This window comes from Pseudonocardia cypriaca (assembly GCF_006717045.1).
Classification (GTDB): Bacteria; Actinomycetota; Actinomycetes; order Mycobacteriales; family Pseudonocardiaceae; genus Pseudonocardia; species Pseudonocardia cypriaca.
In genome coordinates this window covers 467558-488360 of record NZ_VFPH01000002.1, presented here as the reverse complement: position 1 = coordinate 488360, position 20803 = coordinate 467558, and the positions used below count along the sequence as shown (strand labels likewise).

The 20803-nt window shown below is 71.4% G+C and carries 20 protein-coding genes; 6 read left to right on the top strand and 14 right to left on the bottom strand.

The features are described from left to right. Window positions 1-31 precede the first annotated feature (31 nt). Window positions 32-817 (bottom strand): CPBP family intramembrane glutamic endopeptidase, encoded by a 786-nt coding sequence (locus FB388_RS19935; RefSeq protein ID WP_142103708.1) that lies wholly within the window; start codon window positions 815-817, stop codon window positions 32-34. Further along, window positions 814-942, bottom strand: a complete 129-nt coding sequence (locus tag FB388_RS40905) for a DUF6653 family protein (RefSeq protein WP_281290438.1) — start codon at window positions 940-942, stop codon at window positions 814-816. The genes FB388_RS19935 and FB388_RS40905 overlap by 4 nt, the downstream gene beginning before the upstream one ends. 216 nt (window positions 943-1158) lie before the next feature. Here FB388_RS40905 and FB388_RS19930 point away from each other — a divergent pair, with 216 nt between their 5' ends. Next, entirely contained in the window at window positions 1159-1323 is a 165-nt protein-coding gene (locus FB388_RS19930; protein ID WP_211362119.1) for a hypothetical protein, read from the top strand. 112 nt (window positions 1324-1435) lie between these two features. Then, window positions 1436-3709 carry a winged helix-turn-helix domain-containing protein gene (locus FB388_RS19925; RefSeq protein WP_142103706.1) on the top strand — a complete coding sequence of 758 codons (2274 nt, stop codon included), beginning with the start codon at window positions 1436-1438 and terminating at the stop codon, window positions 3707-3709. Between the two features lie 15 nt (window positions 3710-3724). Here FB388_RS19925 and FB388_RS19920 read toward each other — a convergent pair whose 3' ends face one another. Next, window positions 3725-5047 carry a hypothetical protein gene (locus FB388_RS19920; RefSeq protein ID WP_142103705.1) on the bottom strand — a complete coding sequence of 441 codons (1323 nt, stop codon included), beginning with the start codon at window positions 5045-5047 and terminating at the stop codon, window positions 3725-3727. Further along, on the bottom strand, window positions 5044-5418 hold the full coding sequence (locus FB388_RS19915) for a hypothetical protein (protein WP_142103704.1): 375 nt from the start codon (window positions 5416-5418) through the stop codon (window positions 5044-5046). Before FB388_RS19915 ends, FB388_RS19920 begins: the two co-directional genes overlap by 4 nt. 298 nt (window positions 5419-5716) lie before the next feature. Between FB388_RS19915 and FB388_RS19910 the strand changes: the two genes are divergently transcribed. Beyond that, window positions 5717-7180, top strand: coding sequence for a sigma 54-interacting transcriptional regulator (locus FB388_RS19910; protein WP_170225741.1), 1464 nt, complete (start codon window positions 5717-5719; stop codon window positions 7178-7180). On the opposite strand, the gene FB388_RS19905 is transcribed toward FB388_RS19910, so the two are convergent. From FB388_RS19905 to FB388_RS19870, 8 genes are read right to left on the bottom strand one after another with little or no spacing between them, the layout of a single operon-like run. After that, window positions 7134-8513 (bottom strand): N-acetylmuramoyl-L-alanine amidase, encoded by a 1380-nt coding sequence (locus FB388_RS19905; protein ID WP_142103702.1) that lies wholly within the window; start codon window positions 8511-8513, stop codon window positions 7134-7136. The genes FB388_RS19910 and FB388_RS19905 overlap by 47 nt on opposite strands. Window positions 8514-8543: 30 nt before the next feature. Beyond that, on the bottom strand, window positions 8544-9362 hold the full coding sequence (locus tag FB388_RS19900; protein ID WP_142103701.1) for an amidohydrolase family protein: 819 nt from the start codon (window positions 9360-9362) through the stop codon (window positions 8544-8546). Then, window positions 9359-10432 (bottom strand): aminotransferase class I/II-fold pyridoxal phosphate-dependent enzyme, encoded by a 1074-nt coding sequence (locus FB388_RS19895; protein WP_142103700.1) that lies wholly within the window; start codon window positions 10430-10432, stop codon window positions 9359-9361. The genes FB388_RS19900 and FB388_RS19895 overlap by 4 nt, the downstream gene beginning before the upstream one ends. Window positions 10433-10448: 16 nt before the next feature. Further along, the gene (locus FB388_RS19890) at window positions 10449-12329 is read right to left on the bottom strand and encodes a hypothetical protein (RefSeq protein WP_142103699.1); all 1881 of its coding nucleotides are present in this window, start codon (window positions 12327-12329) and stop codon (window positions 10449-10451) included. Between the two features lie 21 nt (window positions 12330-12350). Further along, the gene (locus FB388_RS19885) at window positions 12351-13652 is read right to left on the bottom strand and encodes a hypothetical protein (protein ID WP_142103698.1); all 1302 of its coding nucleotides are present in this window, start codon (window positions 13650-13652) and stop codon (window positions 12351-12353) included. 11 nt (window positions 13653-13663) lie between these two features. After that, window positions 13664-14497, bottom strand: a complete 834-nt coding sequence (locus FB388_RS19880; protein ID WP_142103697.1) for a hypothetical protein — start codon at window positions 14495-14497, stop codon at window positions 13664-13666. Next, on the bottom strand, window positions 14494-15351 hold the full coding sequence (locus tag FB388_RS19875) for a hypothetical protein (RefSeq protein ID WP_142103696.1): 858 nt from the start codon (window positions 15349-15351) through the stop codon (window positions 14494-14496). Before FB388_RS19875 ends, FB388_RS19880 begins: the two co-directional genes overlap by 4 nt. Before the next feature lie 53 nt (window positions 15352-15404). Beyond that, entirely contained in the window at window positions 15405-16715 is a 1311-nt protein-coding gene (locus FB388_RS19870) for an RNA polymerase factor sigma-54 (protein WP_170225740.1), read from the bottom strand. Window positions 16716-17169: 454 nt separating this feature from the next. Between FB388_RS19870 and FB388_RS39995 the strand changes: the two genes are divergently transcribed. Beyond that, window positions 17170-17340: a hypothetical protein gene (locus FB388_RS39995; protein WP_211362118.1), complete on the top strand. Its 171-nt coding sequence runs from the start codon at window positions 17170-17172 to the stop codon at window positions 17338-17340. A 59-nt stretch (window positions 17341-17399) separates the two neighbouring features. Then, a complete protein-coding gene (locus tag FB388_RS19860) occupies window positions 17400-18188 on the top strand; it encodes an LLM class F420-dependent oxidoreductase (protein WP_142103694.1) in 789 nt (262 codons plus the stop codon). Window positions 18189-18336: 148 nt separating this feature from the next. Here the strand turns inward: FB388_RS19860 and FB388_RS19855 are convergent, their stop codons facing one another. Together FB388_RS19855 and FB388_RS19850 are read right to left on the bottom strand one after the other, a co-directional pair. After that, window positions 18337-18657, bottom strand: coding sequence for an NIPSNAP family protein (locus tag FB388_RS19855; protein WP_142103693.1), 321 nt, complete (start codon window positions 18655-18657; stop codon window positions 18337-18339). A 9-nt stretch (window positions 18658-18666) separates the two neighbouring features. Then, the gene (locus FB388_RS19850; RefSeq protein WP_142106132.1) at window positions 18667-19611 is read right to left on the bottom strand and encodes an NADP-dependent oxidoreductase; all 945 of its coding nucleotides are present in this window, start codon (window positions 19609-19611) and stop codon (window positions 18667-18669) included. 91 nt (window positions 19612-19702) lie between these two features. On the opposite strand from FB388_RS19850, the gene FB388_RS19845 reads away from it, so the two are divergent. Next, window positions 19703-20710, top strand: a complete 1008-nt coding sequence (locus tag FB388_RS19845; protein ID WP_142103692.1) for a GlxA family transcriptional regulator — start codon at window positions 19703-19705, stop codon at window positions 20708-20710. Window positions 20711-20803: the final 93 nt, after the last annotated feature.

Below are 20803 nucleotides of genomic sequence, written 5' to 3'. Positions count from 1 at the left end.
CGTGGTTGTCCTTCCGGGTCGGTGTCGGTGATCATGAGAAGGCCTTGTCCGTCGAGGCGGGAACGGCGACCGGTCGCGGTACCGCGAGGACGAGCAGCGGGACGACGAGGCTGACAGAGACGAGAAGTAGCGAGAAGGTCGTCGCGGCGGCCGCCGGGACGACGAAGAGCTTGAAGCTGTCGATCGCCGTGTGGAGCACGGCGGGCGCCCAGAGCGTCCGGTGTCCGGCCTCGTAGAGGTGGGCAAACGGCAGCGATGTGACCGCTGCGACGGCCATCGCCCCGATGCCGACCGCCGGGCCCATGGTCAGCACGATCGGTACGTGGGTGGCGGCGACCAGCGGCATGGTCCACAGCACCGCCGACCGGAACGAGCGGCCCTCGCGCAGCCGGCGGAAGGCGTAGCCCCGCCAGACCAGCTCCTCGGCGAGCCCGTGGAAGGCGAACACGCCGACGAGCAGCCACGGCCAGTCGGGGCGCAACGCCAATGCCGACCCGCTGACCGCCGCGAACAGCGGGTACACGCCGAGCACGATGGTCGAGACACCCACGGCGGCGGCCAGCGGGCGCCCGGCCGGGCGGCCGAGCCCCCAGCAGCGACGCAGGAACCCGCTGATCGGTGCCGGGTGCAGGACCCGCTCGACGATCACGGCGGTCAGCAGCACCGCCGCCGCGATCACGAGGTGCCACCGCCCGCTGGGATCGCCGGCCGCAGCGACCGCGAGCACGCCGTACAGCACTGCGAAGCCTGCGAGGAACCGCAGCCACGTCCGGGGTGACCCGACGGCCGGCCGTGGCACGGGGACGTCGGTGATCACGGCCTCGCCGCCATGTCGTCGTGCAGCAGGACGTTCGGCGCGACCCGGTGCCGCACCGGCACGGGGACGTGGTTGCGGTCGGCCCCGAGGGCCTCACCCAGCACCGCCTTCTCCATCGCAGCCATCGCGGCCCTCCGTCTTCGCACGTCTCCGAGGCGACACGGAGGAGAGTCGCGGCGACCCGGGTGGGCCCGCACCACCCACCCCGGGATCCACCCGGGTGGATGCCGGCGGGGGGTGGTGTGCGACCCGGCGGTGCGGAGCCAGGGTGGAGGCGACCAGAGGAGGCGACCGTGGTGTCGAGGTATCACCTGGCTCTCCGGGGTCCGCTTCCCCGATCCGTGCCGGAACTGATCCGCGCCCGGTTCGGGGACGTGACGATCGGGTCGGCACCGGGACTGACGGTGCTGGAGGGTCTGATCGCCGATCAGGCGGCCGCGCGGGCCCTGCTCAACCTGGTGTGGGATGCGGGTGGCGACGTGCGCCTTCTCCGGATCACGGCATGAGATCCGGCGAACCCGTTTGACCGGGGCGCGGACCGGGCGAACGGCGGTTACCGGGCATCGCGCACCTGCCACACTTGTGGGCCACAGTGGAAGGCCGGCCGGGGGCCCGAGCATGCCGACTCGTCGTGAGGTACCGCTGATCGCGGTGAAGCAGGCGATCCCGCCGGTTCGCCCCGCAGCAGTGCCGCGACCGCGGCTGCACGCCGTCCTGCACGCCGGGCTGGATGCCCGCCTCACGATCGTCGTGGCGCCGGCGGGCTGGGGCAAGACGACGCTGTTGTCACAGTGGGGACGGGACCCGGCGATGCCGCGCGGCGTCACCTGGGTGTCGCTGGACGAGGGTGACGACGACCCGGTCCGGTTCTGGACCTACGTCCTGACGGCGCTGCACCGCGACGTCGCCGGGCTGACCGGTGCGCCGCTGGCGAGCCTGCTCGCCCCCGGGCTCGACCCGGTCGACCTCGCGTTGCCGGCGCTGCTCAACGAACTCTCCGCGCTCGACACCGAGCACGTCCTGGTTCTCGACGACTACCACCTGCTCGGCCATCAGGGCATCCACGAGGGCATGGAGTTCCTCCTCACCTACCTGCCCGCGGCGCTGCGCGTGGTGATCGCCGGTCGCTCGGACCCGCAGCTGCCGCTGGCCAGGCTCCGAGCGCGGGGTGAGCTCACCGAGCTGAGGGCCGTGGATCTCCGCTTCACGGTGGAAGAGGGGACCGCGCTGCTGACCGCCGTCGGTGACACCGACTTCGATGCGGTGACCACGACCATGCTGTGCGAGCGCACCGAGGGCTGGGCTGCCGGATTGCAGCTCGCCGCCCTGACGATCCGGGGTTCGCCCCACCCCGCGGCCGCAGCGGCAGCGCTCCAGGGCGACGACCGGCACATCCTCGACTACCTCTCCGACGAGGTCATCCGCGACCTACCGGCCGAGCATCGCGACCTGCTGGTGCGGACGTCCGTCCTCGAACGGCTGTCGGGGGCGCTGTGCGACGAGGTGCTCGGCCGGGACGGCTCGGCCGCGATCCTGGACGACCTCGCACGCGCCGACCTGTTCGTGGTGCCCCTCGACTCGCGAGGCGAGTGGTACCGGTGCCACCGTCTCTTCCGAGACGCCTTGCTGCGCCGGTTGGAGGCGAGCGACCCGACGGAGGCAGCCCGCGTGCTCGTCCGCGCCGCCGATTGGTTCCTGGCCCGCGACTACGTCGTCGAGGCGGTCGGGCTCCGCATCAGCGCGGGCGACGAGGACGGCGCGGCGGAGCTCCTGTGCTCGACGGTGCCCGTGTTCCTCGAGCGAGGCGCCCTGTCCGCGTACCTCCACCTGGGCCGGCGGCTGCCTTCGGCGCGGGTGTTGCACGACCCGAGGCTGTGCGTGTCCCTGGCATGGGCGGCGGGACTGAGCGGACAGTTCTCGCGCATGGGTCCATGGCTCGAGGCGAGCGAGCCGCTGATCGGCGACGACAGCATCGAGCTGGACGGCTGGCACACGCTGCGCGGGGCGTGGGCAACGCTGCGCGCGGTCGAGGTCGGCGTGGTCGGAGCCGACGCCGAGGCGGCACTTGCGGCGGCAACTCTGGCCGTCGAGCTGGAGTCCGACCCCGCGGTGGCGGGCTACGCCGTTGCGCGGACGGTCCTCGGCGCGATGCTCGGCTTCGCCGGGCGGACCGACGAGGCGATCCCTTTCCTCGAGGATGCGTGGTCTCGCGCCAGGGCGCTCGACCTACCGCCGCTGCTGGGCCTGCAGGCGGCCAGCATCCTCGCCGCTGCGCTCTCCGAGACCGGGCAGGTCCACCGGCTCCGCCGCCTGCTCGCGGACGTGGGGCCCGCGGTGCAGGCGGCCGAGGACCGGTGGGGCAGTGCGACGGCACCGGGGATCGTCCGGTTGCGGACTGCCGAGGGTCGACTCGCCCACCGGGACGGCGACCTCGGCACCGCCCGCACCAAGCTCCGGCGCGCCGCCGAGCTCGCCCGCCCGTTCGGCGAGACCCCGGCGCTGGTGGCGGCGTTGATCGCGCTGGCAGGTGTGGAGCTCGACGATCGCGACGGCGCCGCCGCCAGAACGGCGCTGCTGGAGGCCCGCGAGATCGTCGATACCGAGCCCGTGCTGCCGCACTTCGTCCGGCTGCTCGAGGACGTGGAGCGGCGGGCCGGGCGCAGCGCGGTGCAGGTCGCCCGCCGCACCGGTGTCCTGATCGAGGAGCTGACCGACCGCGAACAGGCCGTGCTGCGCGCGCTGACCAGCGATGCGACCCAGCGGGAGATCGGCGCCGCCCTGTACCTGTCGATCAACACGGTCAAGGGCTACACGAAGGTCCTCTACCGGAAGCTCGGCGTGGTCACCCGGCAGGACGCGGTCCGGCGGGCGAGGGCGCTCGGGTTGATCTGAGCTGGGTGGGACCGCTCAGCGACAGGCGTCGGCGTTGTCGACCTTCCCCCTGCCGCGCGATCCGGAGCACGACACCTTCGTCGGGCGGAGCAGGGCTGCAGCCTGGCAGATCTCGTCGTCCTCCTCCACCTCGTCGACCAGCCGGTCGTCGGCCAGGTGCTCGAAGACGACCCGCCAGGCGTCGGCCGTGGTGGCCGCGGACACCAGCTCGGTTCCGTCCGGCAGCCGGTCTCCGAGTAGTGCGCTGACGGCGATCCATTCAGGGGCGGCGACCGCGTCGGTGTACTGCGTCGCCCGGCATCGCCCGCGCACGTAGGGGGCCAGCCCGGCCAGGATGTACTGGGCCCGCTCGAACTGGACCTGCAGCTGTTTGATCTTCAATATGGAGAACGTCGTCATGGACGACGAGATCCGGGCCCGTACGGCTCGGGACGCCCGATGCAATGCGCTTCGATCGAACGAGGTCGGCTCATCGCGGAAAACACCGGGGTCGCAGTTGGCGTTGATCGCGTCGAGCAGGTCGTTCAGCAGAACCTGGATCCCCGGGTCGGGCACGATGCCCTCAGGTAGGTGCGGATCGCTGAGCCCGAGGACCTTCGCGACCAGGCGGGCGCGCTCCGGCGCGGTGACTCGGTAGTCGATCTCCGCCCAGCAGCTGAGGGCATTCAGGAGGTCGTGGTCCTCGACGCACAGCTGGTCGCTGTCCAGCTGCTGGACGGCGCGGTCGATCGCGCGGAAGAACCCGATCCGGTCGCCGTACTGGTAGACGACGGCGAGCACGGCGGCGGCCGTGACGTCCTCGTCGTTGCTGAGTTCGTCGACATCGCCGACCTCGGGGATGTCGAGGTCGACGCCGGCGGCGGCGCACGGATCGCTGCACCGGCCGGACCGCCAGGACGCTCGACCGGTGTCGACGCCGGACGGTGCGCCACGGCTGAGCGACACCGCGGGTGGCGCCGTCGGGCGCGGTGGCTGCGCTGTGCCGCCGGAGGTGGCGGCCCCCGGTGGGGCACCGGCAGCCACGGCGCCCGGTCGCGCCCGCGCGCCGAACCGGGCGAGGATGCTCTGGTGCTCCCGGTCGGCCGCGGTCCGTGACCGCTGATCGGCGACGATCTCGGCGACCACGAGGTCGAGATCCTCGGGAGCCCGCCCGGCGACCGCGCGGGGCAGCTCGCGCGTCACGGCCGCGGTCTCCTCCTCCGTGGCGTCGAGGTTGTAATGCGCCGACGTGCGACGTGCGAGCGCGGCGACGAACCTGGGCCGAAGCTGGGCCTCGACGATGGCGAGGACGCGAGTGGCAACCTGTCGAGGTGACGGGTAGCGGCCGGGCCGGGTCATTTCTTGCCCCCGTCGCGCGACTTGCTCGGCGGGTCCTGGGTGGTCGATGTGCTCGGCGTCGTGGCTTCCTCGGCCGGCACGGCGGCTCCGCTGCCGCCGAGCAGGGGTTCGGCTTTGCGCACCGACCTCGAGCTCAGCTCCGGTGGCGGGGCCTCGGTCTCCTGGACCGCGCGCTCCAGGCACCACGCGAAGATCGCCGGTCGGGACAGGAGGGCGAGGGCGATCGGGTCGTCGTCGAGCCGTCCTTGCAGATAGGTGGCTACCTGGTGCCCGAGGACGAGGCGCGCGGCGTCGGCGGCGGGGGTGACTGTGGCGAGGTCGGCCTCGATCTCGCCGAGAGCGGCGGCCACCGGTTGGGGTAGTTCGGACATGAGAACGGTCCAATGTGAGGGAGGAACGAGCCGGAGGGATGCGCCGGCCTCGGGACGAGGCGCCCCGTTCCTGCCTGCGTCGGGCACGGGGGCCGGTCCGGGCCCTCTCCGTGGCGACGCGGCTGGTCGCGCGCATCTGGAAATCCTTGCCGACGCGCACCGACTGCACGGCCTCCCGCGTCGTGCACCGGTCTACGCCCCCGCGGCGGCGAACGCAAGAGGGGCCGTTCGTACGACCCGTGCGTTTCAGGCGACCACTACGCTGGCCGTCGCTCCCCTGGAACTGTCATAGGGGGGCGTGCCTGTGGGCGACGCAGAGCTGACGTGCGCCGTGCACGCCGGCGGTCCGGGCGACGCCCTTCTGGCCGGGTGTGTTGCGCAGGACCTGTCCCGGCGTGGTGTCATCGTCGCCGACATCTCCGGCGGCGCGCCCCCCGAGGCGCCCACCCTCTTCGTGTGCGCGGTGCCCGACGAGAACTCGCCGAAGACGGTGGCTCAACTCGCCCGGAACGCTTGTCGGGTCCTCGTCGTCGTCGGGCCGTGCCCGCCGTCCCACGGACTGACCTGGGAACTGCTGTCCCACGGAGCCTCGGACATCATGTCGTGGCGGCCCGAGGACCAGCCGGGTGCTGCGGTGCGGTCCCGCCTGGAGCGGTGGAGCCAGATCGACGAGACCGTCGCCGCGCCGTTCGTGCGTCAACAGCTCGTCGGCCGGAGCAGCGCATGGCTGGCCGCGCTACGGCGGGCCGTCGAGATCGCCTACTTCGCGACGTCGTCGCTCTTGCTCGTCGGCGAGAGCGGCACCGGCAAGGAGCTCGCGGCCCGACTGTTCCACCACCTCGACCCACGCCGTGACAAGGGCGATCTGATCGTCGTGGACTGCACGACCATCGTCCCGACGCTGTCGGGCAGCGAGCTCTTCGGTCACGAGCGGGGCGCATTCACCGGCGCGATGAGCGCGCGCGAAGGGGCGTTCGCTGCCGCCGATCGGGGAACGTTGTTCCTCGACGAGGTCGGCGAGCTGCCCTTGGTGATGCAGGCCGAGCTGCTGCGTGTGGTCCAGGAAGGCACGTACAAGCGGGTGGGCTCGGACCGATGGCGGACCACCCGGTTCCGGTTGGTGTGTGCGACGAACCGCGATCTGGCCGCGGAGCTGTCGGCCGGGCGGTTCCGCCTCGATCTTTTCCATCGGCTCGCGGCGAACGTCGTCCGGCTCCCACCGCTGCGCGAGCGGCCCGGTGATGTGTTGCCGCTGTTCACGCATTTCCTGGCCGAGGCCGTTGGTTCGGATCTGGAGCTGCACCCCGCGGTCGCCGAGTTCATCGAGCGCCGCGACTACCCGGGTAACGTGCGCGACCTGCGGCAGCTCGCGCTACGAATTGCCGTGCGGCATGTCGGCGCCGGGCCGGTGACGCCGGGCGACGTACCGGACGAGGAACGGCCGGCCGCGGGTCTAGCCCCAGTAGAGAGCGCAGTCGAGAGCGCGGTCGGGGCGCCGCTGGTGGACCAGGTGGTGGCGGCCGCGTTGCGGGACGGCTGTGGCTACCGCGACATCCGCAACGCTGCTGGCGAGGCGGCGGTGCGGCTGGCCGTCGAGTCGGCGGGCGGTGACCTGATGGTCGCCGCGCGGCAGCTCGGTGTGACCCGACGAATGCTGGAGCAGCGCCGTGCGCTCGCGCGGGACGACACCTCCGCGATGGGGTGGGCAGAGAGGTCTACTTCCCGTTCACCGACCAGTGCCACGGCTCGCTGGGCAGATTGAACATCCCGTAGCGCGCCGCGTTGGCCGCCAGCCATTGGTACCCCGGGTTCTGGTGAGAGTTGATCTTTGCGCCGTTGTGCTGGAGGTCGAGTGCGAGACCCTGCTCGTGCATCGAGGTACCGGGGCGTGCGGTGGGCGGGTCGCACAGCGACGCGCTCTTCTCGTAGATGTCGTACTGGCTGGTGCCGCAGTTCTGCTTCCGCAGCTCGATCTGGCGGGTGGGGGAGCGGAAGCCGCTGCCGCCGAGCCGGACACCGTCCGCCTCGGCCGCGGCGAGCAGCGCTTGGACCTGCGACGCGATCTTCCTCGCGACGGTGATCCCGCGCACCGTGACCACGTCCGGCGTCCCCGGTGTGACACCGACACCCGGAGCCGGTGCGGGGATCGGTCCAGGGGAGGGGGCCGACGGTGCGCCGCGCAGAATGGGTCGCACCAACGTGTCGCGGATGCGGAGCCATTCCTGGCTGAGCTGTGCGTAGCCCGGCTCGCCCCGCGAGATGGGCCGGCCGGCCCGGCCGGGGTAGCGCCGGAAGAACACCAGGTCGGTCAGCGCGTTCTCGCTCGTCACGCCGCCCCGGATCGCCGCGCGCACCGTCGCGTCCTCGGTGCCGGACGGGGCGTAGGAGCCGCGCCCCGGCGCGTAGGTGACCTCCGATTCCTTGCTCTTCGCGGTGACCTTCCACGTCCGCCATTCGTCCGGGATCGGGTTGCCGCTGTCGATCTTGAATCCGGGGCCGCCGTCGTTCAGTCCGAGTTGGTCCACCGCCCACTGGCCGACCCCGGCCCAGATGTCGGGCCCCGGGTCGTTCTCCCGGTCGTGGTGGGCTTGCCGGTGGGTGAGGATGTGGGTCAGGCCGATCTTCTTGATCAGGTACCGCACGAGGCGGCGGCCGGCGGCGATCTGCTCGGGCGTCACCTGGTGGCAGCCGTGTTCCTTCGAGTTCCAGCACCGGCCCTTCGTGTTGGGGAAGTTCCCCGCGAACTCCACCCCGACGCTGCCGGCGTTGAAGCCGTTGGAGGTCCAGAGGAGTGCAGCTTCCGGGTGCAACTGCAGGATCGTCCCGTCCTGGAGGATGGCGAAATGCGCGGGGACGGTGTCGTACCTGCCCCGGTCGTTGCCCCGGTTGAACGCCATCTGGTGGAGGACGAGGGCGTAGACCTTCTTCCGCGTGCCCTTCCGCAGGTTCTTGGGCGTCAGCGAGGTGCGGTCCACGATCGTGGCATCCGCGGAGCCGGTGTCGGTGAACCGGCCCCACAGATCGCCGAGGAACTGCTCGAACTCGGTGTCGACCGTCTCTGTGTTGGCTGTCTCTGTGTCGACGGTGCTTCGCATGATCGCGTTCTCCTTCGGGTCGACGGCGGTTCACGCCGGAGCTTGTGTTGTCCAGGGGTCGGTGGCGGCGGGTAGCTCCCCGGTGCCGTCGTCCGGTACCGGACGCCGGGGGCCTGACCGGCGAACCCGGGAGACCAGGCGCAGCAGGTTCCCGCCGAGGACGAGCTGTTCCTGGTGATCAGGAAGCCCGAGCGCGTGGACCTTGGCGAGCTCGACGCCCGGGTGCAGCCACGGCCCGTCCGAGCCGAACAGCACCTTGCGGGCGCCACCCCGGCGCACCGCCTCGACGAGCAGGTCGAACCGTCGAACCCCCGAGGTGTCGGTGTGCACGTTGGGATGCCGGGCGAGCAGGTCGAGGAACGCGCGCTGGGCGCGCCAGTCGTCGGCGAAGCTGCCCAGGTGCGGGACGACGAACGCCACCCCCGGGTACTCGGTGGCGTACAGCTCGAGCGGTGCGATGTCGCCCATCACGTCGTAGAGCAGCGGGAGCCGGTACCGGAGGGCGACCTCGCACACCTCACGGGTCAGCCGGCCGTCGTGGCGATGGGCCTTGATCCCGCAGAAGCCGTGTACGGACACGGCTTCGCCGACCATCGCGGCCACCCGGCCGCGGTCCCGTTCGGGATGGACGAACGCGAAGCCCAGGAACCGCGGGTCGGTCGCCACGATCCGGGCGACCTCCCGATTGGCCACCGCGTAGTCCGAGTGGAACGGAGCGAACAGGACGGTGCGGTCGATGCCGGCGACATCGGCTCGACGAAGGTAGGAGCGGAGCGGCGCGCTGGTGTCCCAGGGGCCGGTGAGGCCATCGCCGGTGCCGGCGTGGCAGTGGCAGTCCACGATGGTCATTTCGCACCTCTGGGTCGATCCGCGAACCACGCGGCGGCGAGGATGTCGGCTGCGGCCGCCACATCCGCGCAGCGATGTGTCGCCGTCAGGGCGAGGGCGACAGCGCTGCCGCCTGCACAGTCCCGGCGCAGGACCGCCCGTAGATCGTGGCTGGCCAGCCGGTCCAGCAACCTCAGTCCGGTCTCCACGCCCACCTCGGGGGTGGCCTGCACCGGGAACAGGCCTCCGGCGAGGTGCAGGCCCTGCTCGGCGCAACGCCGACGCAGGAGTCGCACCCGGATCGCGAGCCGGCACCGGAGCCGATCACCGTCGGCGGCATTGCGCTCCAGCGCTCGTGCTGCCGCAGCTACGTCGACGATCGACGGTGGGCTGGAGTGTTGGTTGGAGCCGCCGAGGCGTTCGACCCGTCGAATGATCTCGGCCGGGCCGGCGACGGAGGCCACAGGAGCGCCGAAGGCCTTGGCCAGCGACGCGACGGCGACGATGTCGTGGAACGTGATGCCGGCCCGTCGAACGGACCCGCCGCCTCCGTGGCCGAACGGACCACCGCCCGACCCCCCGAAGAGGCCGAGTGCCTGGGTGTCGTCGATGACCAGGACTCCGCCGTGCGCCCGGGTCCGTCGCGCTGCCTCCTCGAGCGGATACGGCCGCGCACACCCGCCGCATATGCCGTCGGCCACCACCACGGGGCGAAGCCCGCGCCGCCGAAGGCCATCGAGCACGCGCCTCAGGCCGCCGAGATCGTGGTGGGCGACCGACGCCACCGGGACACCGAGGCCCGCCGCCCGTTGCACGGCCCACCGCGCTACCGGATACAGCGCCGCATCGACCACCAGCGCCGATCCGGTACCGGCGAGCACGTCGAGGCAGTCCGAGAACGCGTGCAGGGTCGAGCGCACGAGCATCGCTCGGTCCGCTCCCTGCAGGCCCGCCAGCAGGGTGGCGACCGCTTCGGCCACGATCGGGCGCCCGAGCGCGCTCGGCCGCCCGGTGGTGAGCGCGGACCAGGGCGGCAGCTCCGCGCTGGCGTGGCGCATCCCGAGATACAGCGACGAGGTGAAGTCCGCCATCGCTGCACATGGCCGTTCAGCGCCGCGCCGGCCGGCGGGATCTGAGCCTGCGCCGGAGCAGGTGGGCCGGCGAGGTCGCGTCGACCTCCTGGTTGAGGTCCACCCCGGTAGCGGCGCGGTAGGCGTGGGTGTAGCGCTGGATCTCCGGCCGCCAGTAGCGCGCCCAGTTCGCCGCCTGCTGCGGGTCGTTGACGACGCTCCAGTTGCCGTAGCGCATCGACAGCACCAGCTGTTCGCCGAACACGCCCATGTCCCGGAAGTGCGTGACGCTCACGTCGGTCCAGCCCTGGATCTGCTTCATCGTGTCGACGCGGTCCATCCACGGCTCTTCGTAGGGAACCATCACCCGCCCGCCGAGGAACTCCCTCATCTCGGGTCGCGCCAGCAGCCACTGCATGATCAGCATCTCGGATCGGGCTGTGGAGGGTAGGTCTCCGAACTGGTTGTGCGCGCCCTCGGCGAGGATCAGGTGCGTCTCGCGCAGCGCGTTCAGCAGGGGGAACCCGTCAGCGATGACGGTGGTGTCGTCGTCCTCCTTGAAGAACCCGTAGCAGAGGTTGAGCAGCGTGTGGAACGACTGGATGAAGTTCGACCTGGTGTCGACGGTGCGCCGCTCGTTGACGGCACGGCCGAGAAGGGTCAGCCCGTACTCGTGGTCGTACTCGAATGCCCGGCGGCGCACCGTCAACCGGTGGAACTCGTCCTCGGCCCAACCCCAGAACAGGTTGTTCAGCGGGCGGAGCGGGTCCAGGTCGAATCGCGCGAGGGGATCGGGTCCGTTGTCGCGGAGCCGCCGGTTCTGGAACCGGCCGAGGATGGCGTTGAGGCTCTGCGCGAGCATTCCCTCCTCGTGCCAGTAGGACCAGAAGAGCTCGATCGCCAGCGGGCCGGTCAGCTTCGAACGCAGGATTCCGTAGCAGTTCCCGTTGACGTCGGTCGGGCTCTTGAGCGGGATGTCGCTCAACCGATCGCTGATGATCTTGAGGTAGGGCAGGGTGACGTGGTTCTCCTGCGCCAGGTCCTCGTAGTAGACCTCCCGCAGCTCGCGGAGCTGGTCAACGGTGACCGGGGTTCCCGGCCGTCCGTAGCGACGGGCCTCCTGTTCGAGGAATGCGCCCGCGGTCGCCGCGTCCGTCAGCTCGTCCTCCATCAGGTCCGGGTCGAGAAAACCGACCGGGCTGACGCACGCATCGCCTGCGTCGGGGTCCACGACCCCGCACTCCTGCATGAGGAACGTGTCGGTGGCCTGCTTCAGCACCTCGTACGCCTGCGTGCCGCTGAAGTTGAGCGCCTTGCCGGTGCCCGCCGGGTGCCGCACGTCGAGGCCTCGGCACATCACACCGTCGATGAACTCCCGGTAGCGGCGGAACGAGATGGCGTTCGTCCGGTTGCGGATCAAGGTCCACAACACCTGATCGGGCGTGCCGGCCACCTGGGTGCGCTGCAGGCTCACCGGGAGGATGCCCTCCGGGCTGACGGAGCCGGCCGCGAGCACGGTCACGTTGAAGTCGTTGCTCCGGGTGCCATCGGCCGCCACGTCGATGCGCTGCTCGAACTCAGGGGTGTTGGTCCGGACCGCGACGGGCATGCTGCTCGCCCCGGCGGGGGTCCCCGCCGGCACCGCATCCCCGGCTCCGCCCTCGATGACGCCCCCCTTCGGGGCCCGAACGGCGTACACGGTGTAGGCCCCTGACCTGCGGCCTGCCGTGTCGAGGTCGAACTGCCACCCGCCTTCGACCGCCTCCCGGTCCGTGGAGAACGGTCCGACGACGTTCCAGGTGATCGTGTTCGCACTCTCCAGCTCCGGTCCCGTGAGGCCGGTGAGGGTTGCCTCGAGGCGGACGATCGCGCCGGCCTGAACGGGCTGCTTCGGTATTCCGCTGATGGTGAAGGACATGGCTCTGTCTCCTTTGTCGACTCAGGCGGTGGCGGGGGCGACGGCACTGCGGCCGCACAGCAGCGAGGTGTCGAGACTGCTGCGGACCGCCCAGGCGGTGAGCAGGTCGCCGAGCACTTCGCTCTCCCGCTCGGGTGTGATCAGCCCGGCGAACCGGGCCTGGCCGACGACTGCGAAGGCCAGCGCCGGTGGGGCCTGCAGGAGCTCGGCGGGGGAGTCGCGCCATGACGCATGGCGCGCCAGCAGCGCGGTTCGTCGCCGGTTCGGCAGGCACAGCACGTCGCCGAGCCGCTCCCCGCACAACAACGGTGGCCGGTGCTCCAACACGACGTCTACGAGCCCGGGGATCTGGGCCTCCAGCCGGGCGAGTGGCCCGCGCATCGCCTCGGGTGCCCCCTGCGGCGGGTACAGGGCGGCCCACAAGGTCGCGAGCTCCCCCCACTGGGAGGCCGGGTAGAGCGCGTTGCCGATGGCGCAGCTCAGCCGGACCCGGATCCACGGGATCGGGTGCGGGTCGTCGCCGCTGGGACGGAACACGAACCACCGCGGCAGGCTGACGACCCCGACGAGCCCGAGAGTCGATCCGATCCCCAGCTTGGCCACCGACCAGACGTCCGCGAGGATCTCGGAGATCCACCGCTGCCAGCACGCCCACGCGGGCCGGTCCTGCGGTGCGGCACGATCCTGCTCGGCTGACAACGCCGGGCGCAGCGACTCCACCAGCGACAGCAACGCCGACCCTTGATGACCCACCTCGTGCAGCAACGACGAGGCGATGCCGTGGCCCACCATGCGTTCCCGCGGCACCCGGATCAACGCAACCGGGTTCGGCGCCCCGCCCGGCAGGCGGGTCCGGGCCCGGCGAATGGCCGCGCCGGGACCACGCGCGAGGTAGCAGATGACCGGTGGCGCCACGACGAAGCCTCCCGGCAGCCGCAGCCCGTCGGCCGCGAGCATGTCGAGCCCCGACAGCCAGACGCCGGTGCGGTGCTCGCTGCGTTGGGTGACGGCCTCGGTGAACAGGTCGAACTGCGCCAGCACCTCGTTGAACGCCAGCCGGATGACGGTGAACCGCCTCTGCTGCTCGCTCGGTGCGACCTCGGCCCCCGGCCCGGTGAGCCACTCCCGGTATCCCGTCACCTGCTGCCGGAGCACCTGGCGACCGTCGATCAGGAACCGGTCGACGGCGGACAGGGCAGCGGGGGTCGGCGCGGCCGCCGTGACCATGGTCTCGTGCACCACGAACGGCTGCACCCGGTCCAGCCGGGTGAGCAGGGCGCGTGCCTCGTGGTCGAGGAACACGGCCGCGGGGGTGGGTGTCATGGCGCCGGCGTTCAGGACTTCAGGTGGACGACGATCTTGCCGTCCTCCCATGACCACCGTCCGGATGCTTCGCGCCCATCGGAGTCACCGCCGGCCCCGCCGCCGCTGCCGAAGTAGCCGCCGTCGTCGCCGTCGGTGTCCTGATCGGTCGGCCGGCCGTCGTCGTCCGATCCGTCGAAGCCGTACCCGCCGTACGAGGGGGCGCCGTACGCCTGCTGACCCCGCCGCTGCCGCTGCCGCCGCCGGCCGGGTGGGCGGCGCTGCCCCTTCCGACCGCCCGCGCCGGAAGGCATGAGGCCGGGAGCGTGCCGCCTGGCCGCGGAGGTGAGCGCCGCCTTGGCGACGGCCCGTGGTGGCGCCGAGCGGGGGGCGCGCGCGGCTTGCCGGGCGGCCGTGCTGGCGAGCCGGACGACGCGGCGGGCCACCTCGTACTCGGCTTCCTGCTCGTCCATCCCCTCGAGCTCCAGCTCGAACATCTTCCCCGCCATGGAGCCGAGCTGGGAGCCGATCGCGGTGCCCACGCCGGGCGCGAGGAAGGTGCCCACCGCGCCACCCGCGATCGGCAGTGCCGTCTTGACGACGCCCTTCAGGGCATCACCGAGCGCTCGGCCCACCGGCGACTTGATGGCGCCGCCGACGGTTTTGGCGGCCTTGCGGAACAGCTTGCCGAGGAACTGCTCCAACTCCTGCTCGCTCGTCACCTCCAGGAGCTCGTTGGCCAACTCCATCTCCTCTGATTCGGACTCCCACTCCTGGGACTCCCATTCGCCCTCGCGTTCCTCCGACTCCAGCTCGCCGCCCTCGAACTCGAGCGACTCCCACTCCTGGGTTTCGTAGCGGCTCATCGCGGTTCTCCTCGTTCGGGGCGCGGGGCGCCGTAGATGATGATCGTTTTGCCCTGTCGGGCCCACCGGCCGCCGGACGCCGGCGGCCGCGTGATGTCGTCCGATTGCGACGTCAGCAGCCCGGGCATGTGCTGCTGGGCCGCGTTGGTCACCGCCGCATTCGCGACGTCGGCCGGCGCCAGGTTGCTCGGCGCCGCAGCCGCTTCGTTGGCCGCGGCGTCGGCGAACCGGACGAACGCGCGGGCCACCTCGAACTCGCGGTCCTCGCCGGACAGTCCCTCGAGCTCGAGTCCGAGGAGCGAGCCCGCCGACGCGCCGACCCGTTCGCCGATGTCGCCGAACCCGATCCGCGCACCCACTGCGCGGCCGATGGTGGGGAGGGCACGGCCGGCGGCGTTCTTGAGGACGCCGCGGAGTGCGCGGCTTGCGCCCGAAGCGGCGAGGTCGCCAGCGGCGCCCGCCGCCCGACGCAGCACGCCGCCGAGGAACCGGTCCAGTTCGGCCTCGGTCTGCACCTCGAGCAACTCGGACGCCATGGCGATCTCCCGGGCTGCGCGACCACCCGGTATCCCGGTCCCGCATCCCGTCTCGAACTCGGCCCGGCCCCAGTCCGGCGCCTGGCCCCCTTCGGAGTGCACGAGCTCGCCGAGGGTCTCGAGGAACTCCTGCTGTTCGGCTTCCGCGGTCTCACCGTCCGATCTCTCGGACTCGAACATGGCTCGATCCAGATCGTGCACAGCGGCCTCCTTCGCCCCGGTGGGATGGGTTCTCACCCAGCTGCTGCAAGTTCCGTGCCGCGCCCGCCGCCTTGTGGGACAGCTGCGCTTCCCGGTGTTTCCGGCGGTGAGCTCCACAGGAGGCGAACCGCCGTTCGGTGCGCGGCGAACGCGGTTTCTCCCTGCGCGGATCAGCGCAGGCGCTGCGGGGGGATCCCGAGGACGGCCCGGTACTTCGCGACCGTCCGCCGGGCGATCCGGTGCCCCCGTTCCGCGAGCGCGTTCATCAGCTCCACGTCGGATTGCGGCACCGTCTCGCAGGCGACCAGATCGCAGAGGCAGTGCTGCACGCCGCGGGCCGCGCCGAACAGCGCGCCGAACGCGACCGTCTCGCCGGAGGGAAGCAGGAGGTGCTTCCCGGCCACCGCGCGGCTCACCGTCGATTCGTGGACGCCGATCTCTTCCGCGACGTCGCGACGCAGCAGCGGTAGATGAGCCCGGGGTCCTTCCACGATCCGGCGCGACTGGCGGGCGAGGACCACCTGGGCGACCCGCAGCATCGTGCTCGCCCGGCGGGAGATGCCGTCGATGAACCTCCGGGCCCGCGCGATGTCCTCGTCGACGCGTGGATCACCGGTGGCCGCGCGATAGGACTCGGCGACCCGCAGCCCGGACCACGGCCCCGGTGCCACGTCGAGGACGAGCCGGTCCTCCTCCCACCGCACCACGATGTCGACGACGCCCGATGCCGCGGCGTCATCGCGGACGAACAGGTCGGCCTCGACACGTGCGCGGATCCAGCCGAGAGCCGAACACACCTCGTCCGGACCCAGACCACACACCGTGGCCACGTCCTCGGCCGACCCGTCGACGAGGTGGCCGAGCCCATGTTCGACGAGGGCGAAGACCTCGTGCGGGACGACGCCGACCTCAGCCAGCGCGGACACCTGCAGCCGCAGGCGCTCGGCCAGCCCGGGAGCGCAGATTCCCGGCGACCCGGAGGCGCGCAGGACGTCGATCACCCGCTGCAGCGCGCCGACGGGCACGCCGAGCCTGGCCGCCACGACCGACACCGGCTCGGCGAGCAGCCCGAGGTCGTCGACCTCGGCGAGCAGGTGCGCGGCGACGAGTTGTTCGGCCGGGCGCAGGCCATGTGCTGCATCGGCGAGGAGCGACTCGCGCGAGGTTGTCGGGGCCGCGACGCGATCGACCGGATCGGGCAGATCGACTCGCTCACGGCGCCGTTGCAACGACGACCGGCTGCAGAACGGACAGTCGGCGCCCCAGGCGGGGCGACCACATCTCGCGCACATCGGTGCCGGGGCCAGCTCGAGGGCGGCGTTCGCGTCGAGCTCGACGGTCATCCGCTCTTCGAGGCCGGCCGCCGGCAGCGCGAGCAATTCGCTCAGCAGCAGCTGCGCCGGCCCGATCCGGTGCTCCAACCGCTGGCCGGGCTGCGCGGCCATCGACCAACCCATCGCAACCGTGCCCGGTGCCGGCATGTCGGCCTCCGCTGGGTGAGCATCACCGTGACGACCCTTCATCTGCACATTCCGTGCCAGGGCCGCGCCTTGATCGTCTCGAGGTGACGTGCCACCAAGGACCCGAGGTGTCATGCGTCAGCAGGCTCGGGCCCACGGGGTAGGACCGTTACGGCCAGGCGCCCCAACCGCATGGCCGCTCGGACCTGCTCGGAGAGACGATGATGTGAGGTGTGAACGTCAGCTCTCGCGCTCACTCCTTCGACGTCGCCGCGGCTCAGTACGCAGCGAGCAGGCCTTCTTACCCACCTTTCGACGTGCCGTGGATCCGCGAGCAGCACGAACGCATTGCGCACCACTGCGGGGAAGGCCAAGGCCTGCCGGGAGCCCTTCGGACAGCGATGCCATCCGGCTGGCGGGGCTGACGGGTCTGCGGGTGGCGCGCCGTCAGGTGCGCTGGAGTCGCACCGTCAGCTTGGACGTGCATCTGGCCAACATCGGCAGCCGCTCGGCGTTCCTGGTCCTCGACGAGGCCGACCGTCAGGCGTTCTTCGTCGAGGAGCGTGAGCGGACGGGCAGGGTCTTCCCTCGTCAGGAGGTGGAGGAGACCTACGTGGTCGATCTCCTGGTGGCGCTCCGCCCCTGACGTCGCACGACGCAAACAGCCACTCCGACGCTCGTGACGACGAGCCTAGAGTGCCGATCATGCCAACCCCACGCTCCCGCCCGGTTCGGATCGGTGTCCAGATCGCTCCTCAGCACGTCGACTACTCAGCCCTCCGACGTGTCGTTGCCCAGGTCGAGGACATCGGCGTGGACATGATCTTCAACTGGGACCACTTCCTGCCCATTTCGGGCGACGCGCACGGCAAGCACTTCGAATGCTGGACCATGCTGGCCGCCTGGGCCGAGCAGACCTCGCGCGTGCAGTTGGGTCCGCTGGTGACGGCCATCAGCTTCCGCAACCCGGACCTCGTCGCAGACATGGCCCGCACCGTCGACCACATCAGCGGCGGCAGGCTGATCCTCGGCATCGGCGCGGGTGCGATGGAAACAGATTTCGTCGAGTACGGCTACGAGTTCGGCACGCCCGGCAGCCGGGTGCAGCGACTGGCCGATGCGCTGCCCCGGATCGAGCAGCGATTCGCCAAGCTGAACCCGCCGCCCGCCCACAAGGTGCCGATCCTGATCGGAGGTGGCGGCGAGCAGAAGACGTTGCGCCTGGTGGCCAGGCACGCCGACATCTGGCACTGGTTCTCGTCCGGCTCGGAGTTCACGCGCAAGAAGCAGGTGCTCGCCGAGCACTGCGCCGAGCTCGGTCGCGATCCAGGTGAGATCGAGCTGTCGGCAGGCGTGAGCGGCGACCCCGATGTGAACGGCTCCGCGCTGCTGGAGCAGGGCGTCACCACGTTCACGATGGAGGTGCACGGACCCGACTTCGACCTGTCCACGGTCCGCGCCTGGGTGGCGTGGCGAGACCGGCTGGGTGGTTGACGCCGGTGGACTGCGAGGGTCCGGCGCGGTGCGGAATCAGTCGGGAAGGTCGAACCCGAGGGAGCTGAGGGCCTTCTCGGCGGCCCGGCGGTCCTGGTCGGCGTTGCCGCTGCCGGTCATGCCGGTCTCCTCCTGGACGTAACGGGGCTCACTGCATCGCCGACGCGGGCGTCGGCTGCACCCGGGTGACGACCATGCGATCCATGAGCAGCAGCTCGCGGACCGCCGGGCCGATGCGCTCGCGCCACTCGGGGTCCTCGTAGACGGCGGCGTAGCGCGTCACGCGGTCGTCCTCGTCGTCGAACCGGCGGATCCAGACGTAGCCGTCCTCGTCCTCTTCGTCGATGAACGAGGCGATCACGGTCATCCCCTTGGCCTGCTGGAACGGGATGACGGTGCCTTCCATGTAGCGGACCCAGTCGTCCCGGCGTCCGGGGCGGGTCTGGTAGCGGCGGATCTCGTAGAACATGTGGTCTCCTCAGGAGCCGACGGCCAGGACGATCTTGCCGCGCGTGCGGTTCGTCTCGCCGAGGGCGTGCGCGGCGGCGGCCTGTTCGAGGGGGAAGGTGCGTGCGACCTCGACCCGGACGTCGCCGGCGTCGATCAGTTCGGCGATGCGCGCGAGCGCGGCGCCGTCGGGCTCGACGAGGAACGCGGACGCGCGGCCGCCGATGGTCTCGACCGCTGCGGCGAGCGCCTCGGACACCCCGCCGGGCACGGCGACGATCGACCCGCCCTCGCGCAGGGTGGCGACCAGCCGCAGGTCCTCGCCCCCGCCGACCAGGTCGACGACGCTGTCGACGTCCTCGATCAGCGATTCGTACCCGGCTTCGTGGTAGTCCACGACCTCGTTCGCGCCGAGCTCGCGCAGCCACTCGTGGTTCGCGGTGCTCGCGGTCGCCACCACGTGCGCGCCGAGATGACGGGCGAACTGGACCGCGAAGTGGCCGACACCCCCGGCCGCCGCCGTGATCAGGACCCGCTGTCCCGGCTGCACGTGCAAGGTGTCGACGAGGATCTGCCATGCCGTGAGCGCCGCCAGCGGCACCGCCGCGGCCTGCGCATCGCTCAGCGAGGTCGGTGAGTGGGTGAACTGGCGCGCCGGCGCGGTGACGTACTCGGCGTAGCCACCTGCTGCGCGCGGGAACCACGGCATGCCGAAGACCCGGTCTCCCACGGCCAGGGTCGTGACACCGAAACCGACCTCCTCGACCACGCCCGCCACGTCCCAGCCGAGGACGAAGGGCGGTTCGCCGAGGACACCGGCCATCCCGTGTCCTTGCCGCGTCTTCCAGTCGACGGGGTTCACCCCGGCGGCGTGGACGCGGACGAGAACCTCGGTGGGCAGTGGCACGGGCCGCGGGAGCGTCTCGACGGCGAGCACCTCGCCACCACCGAGGCGGTGCTGGACGACCGCACGCATGGTGTTGATCTGTTCGGGCATGCGTCCAGCCTGGTCCGACTCGAGAACGCAGGGCAGTGGCTAGAAAGACATCGTGCGTAACATTCTGGCCATGCCCCATCGCGTCGCCGTTCTGGCTCTCGACGGGGTGATCCCGTTCGACCTGGGTATCCCGGCCCGGGTCTTCCGGGAGGCCCTCGATCGGCACGGCCGGAACCTTTACAGCGTGTCCACGTGCTCGCTCGGTGGGCGACCGGTGCGCACCAGCCAGGACTTCGTCGTCGTGGTGGAGCACGACGAGCGCCTGCTCGCACGGGCGGACACGGTCGTGATCGCGACGCAGGAACCGACGCCCGAGTTGCTGGCCACCGGTGCCCTTCCCGACGAGCTCACCGCGGCGCTCGCGCTCGTCCCACCGTCCGGTCGCATCGTCAGCCTCTGCACCTCGGCGTTCGTGCTCGCTGCAGCGGGCCTGCTCGACGGCCGGTCCGCGACGACCCACTGGGCCCTGTGCCGAGCCTTTGCGGACCTCTTCCCGCAGGTACGGGTCGATCCCGACGTGCTGTTCGTCGACAACGGCCAGGTGCTCACCTCGGCCGGCGGTGCCGCGGGGATCGATCTGTGCCTGCACCTGGTCCGGCGCGACCACGGGGCCGAGGTGGCCAACGGTGCGGCACGGCGATGCGTCGTCGCCCCCTGGCGGGACGGCGGCCAGGCCCAGTTCATCGACCACCCGCTGCCGATCGACCCCGAGTCGTCGACCGCGGCCACCCGGACCTGGGCGCTGGCCCACCTCGACGAGCCGATCGGTCTCGCCGACCTCGCGCGGCACGCGAACATGAGCGTGCGGACCTTCTCCCGCCGTTTCCGGGCCGAGGTCGGCGAGACCCCGGCGCAGTGGCTGATCCAGCGACGGGTCGACGCGGCGCGCCGCTTGCTCGAGACTTCCGATCTGACCGTCGACCAGATCGCCACCGTCACCGGGTTCGGCAGTGCGACGCTGCTCCGCAAGCACCTCCACGCCACGATCGGACTGTCGCCGGGCTCGTACCGCCGGACCTTCACCGCGCCCGTCGGAAGCGGTCACGGCCGGCAGGAGGCGAACGGTCGGCGGCCGTAGCGGAGGAGCGACTCGGTCCCTTCAGGCCGCGGGACCAGGCGCTCGACGGTCAGGCCGGGCCCGACCGTCGTGACGTACCGGGCGATCTCCAAG

What these genes read in the sequence shown, in the direction of transcription:
- FB388_RS19870 (WP_170225740.1), bottom strand. Translation starts at nt 16,715, where the DNA reads ATGCCGGCACCGGGCACGGTTGCGATGGGTTGGTCGATGGCCGCGCAG.
- FB388_RS19895 (WP_142103700.1), bottom strand. Translation starts at nt 10,432, where the DNA reads ATGGCGGACTTCACCTCGTCGCTGTATCTCGGGATGCGCCACGCCAGC.
- FB388_RS19905 (WP_142103702.1), bottom strand. Translation starts at nt 8,513, where the DNA reads ATGCGAAGCACCGTCGACACAGAGACAGCCAACACAGAGACGGTCGAC.
- FB388_RS19845 (WP_142103692.1), top strand. Translation starts at nt 19,703, where the DNA reads ATGCCCCATCGCGTCGCCGTTCTGGCTCTCGACGGGGTGATCCCGTTC.
- FB388_RS19850 (WP_142106132.1), bottom strand. Translation starts at nt 19,611, where the DNA reads ATGCGTGCGGTCGTCCAGCACCGCCTCGGTGGTGGCGAGGTGCTCGCC.
- FB388_RS40905 (WP_281290438.1), bottom strand. Translation starts at nt 942, where the DNA reads ATGGCTGCGATGGAGAAGGCGGTGCTGGGTGAGGCCCTCGGGGCCGAC.
- FB388_RS19925 (WP_142103706.1), top strand. Translation starts at nt 1,436, where the DNA reads ATGCCGACTCGTCGTGAGGTACCGCTGATCGCGGTGAAGCAGGCGATC.
- FB388_RS19885 (WP_142103698.1), bottom strand. Translation starts at nt 13,652, where the DNA reads ATGACACCCACCCCCGCGGCCGTGTTCCTCGACCACGAGGCACGCGCC.
- FB388_RS19860 (WP_142103694.1), top strand. Translation starts at nt 17,400, where the DNA reads ATGCCAACCCCACGCTCCCGCCCGGTTCGGATCGGTGTCCAGATCGCT.
- FB388_RS19880 (WP_142103697.1), bottom strand. Translation starts at nt 14,497, where the DNA reads ATGAGCCGCTACGAAACCCAGGAGTGGGAGTCGCTCGAGTTCGAGGGC.
- FB388_RS19900 (WP_142103701.1), bottom strand. Translation starts at nt 9,362, where the DNA reads ATGACCATCGTGGACTGCCACTGCCACGCCGGCACCGGCGATGGCCTC.
- FB388_RS19890 (WP_142103699.1), bottom strand. Translation starts at nt 12,329, where the DNA reads ATGTCCTTCACCATCAGCGGAATACCGAAGCAGCCCGTTCAGGCCGGC.
- FB388_RS19855 (WP_142103693.1), bottom strand. Translation starts at nt 18,657, where the DNA reads ATGTTCTACGAGATCCGCCGCTACCAGACCCGCCCCGGACGCCGGGAC.
- FB388_RS19915 (WP_142103704.1), bottom strand. Translation starts at nt 5,418, where the DNA reads ATGTCCGAACTACCCCAACCGGTGGCCGCCGCTCTCGGCGAGATCGAG.
- FB388_RS19920 (WP_142103705.1), bottom strand. Translation starts at nt 5,047, where the DNA reads ATGACCCGGCCCGGCCGCTACCCGTCACCTCGACAGGTTGCCACTCGC.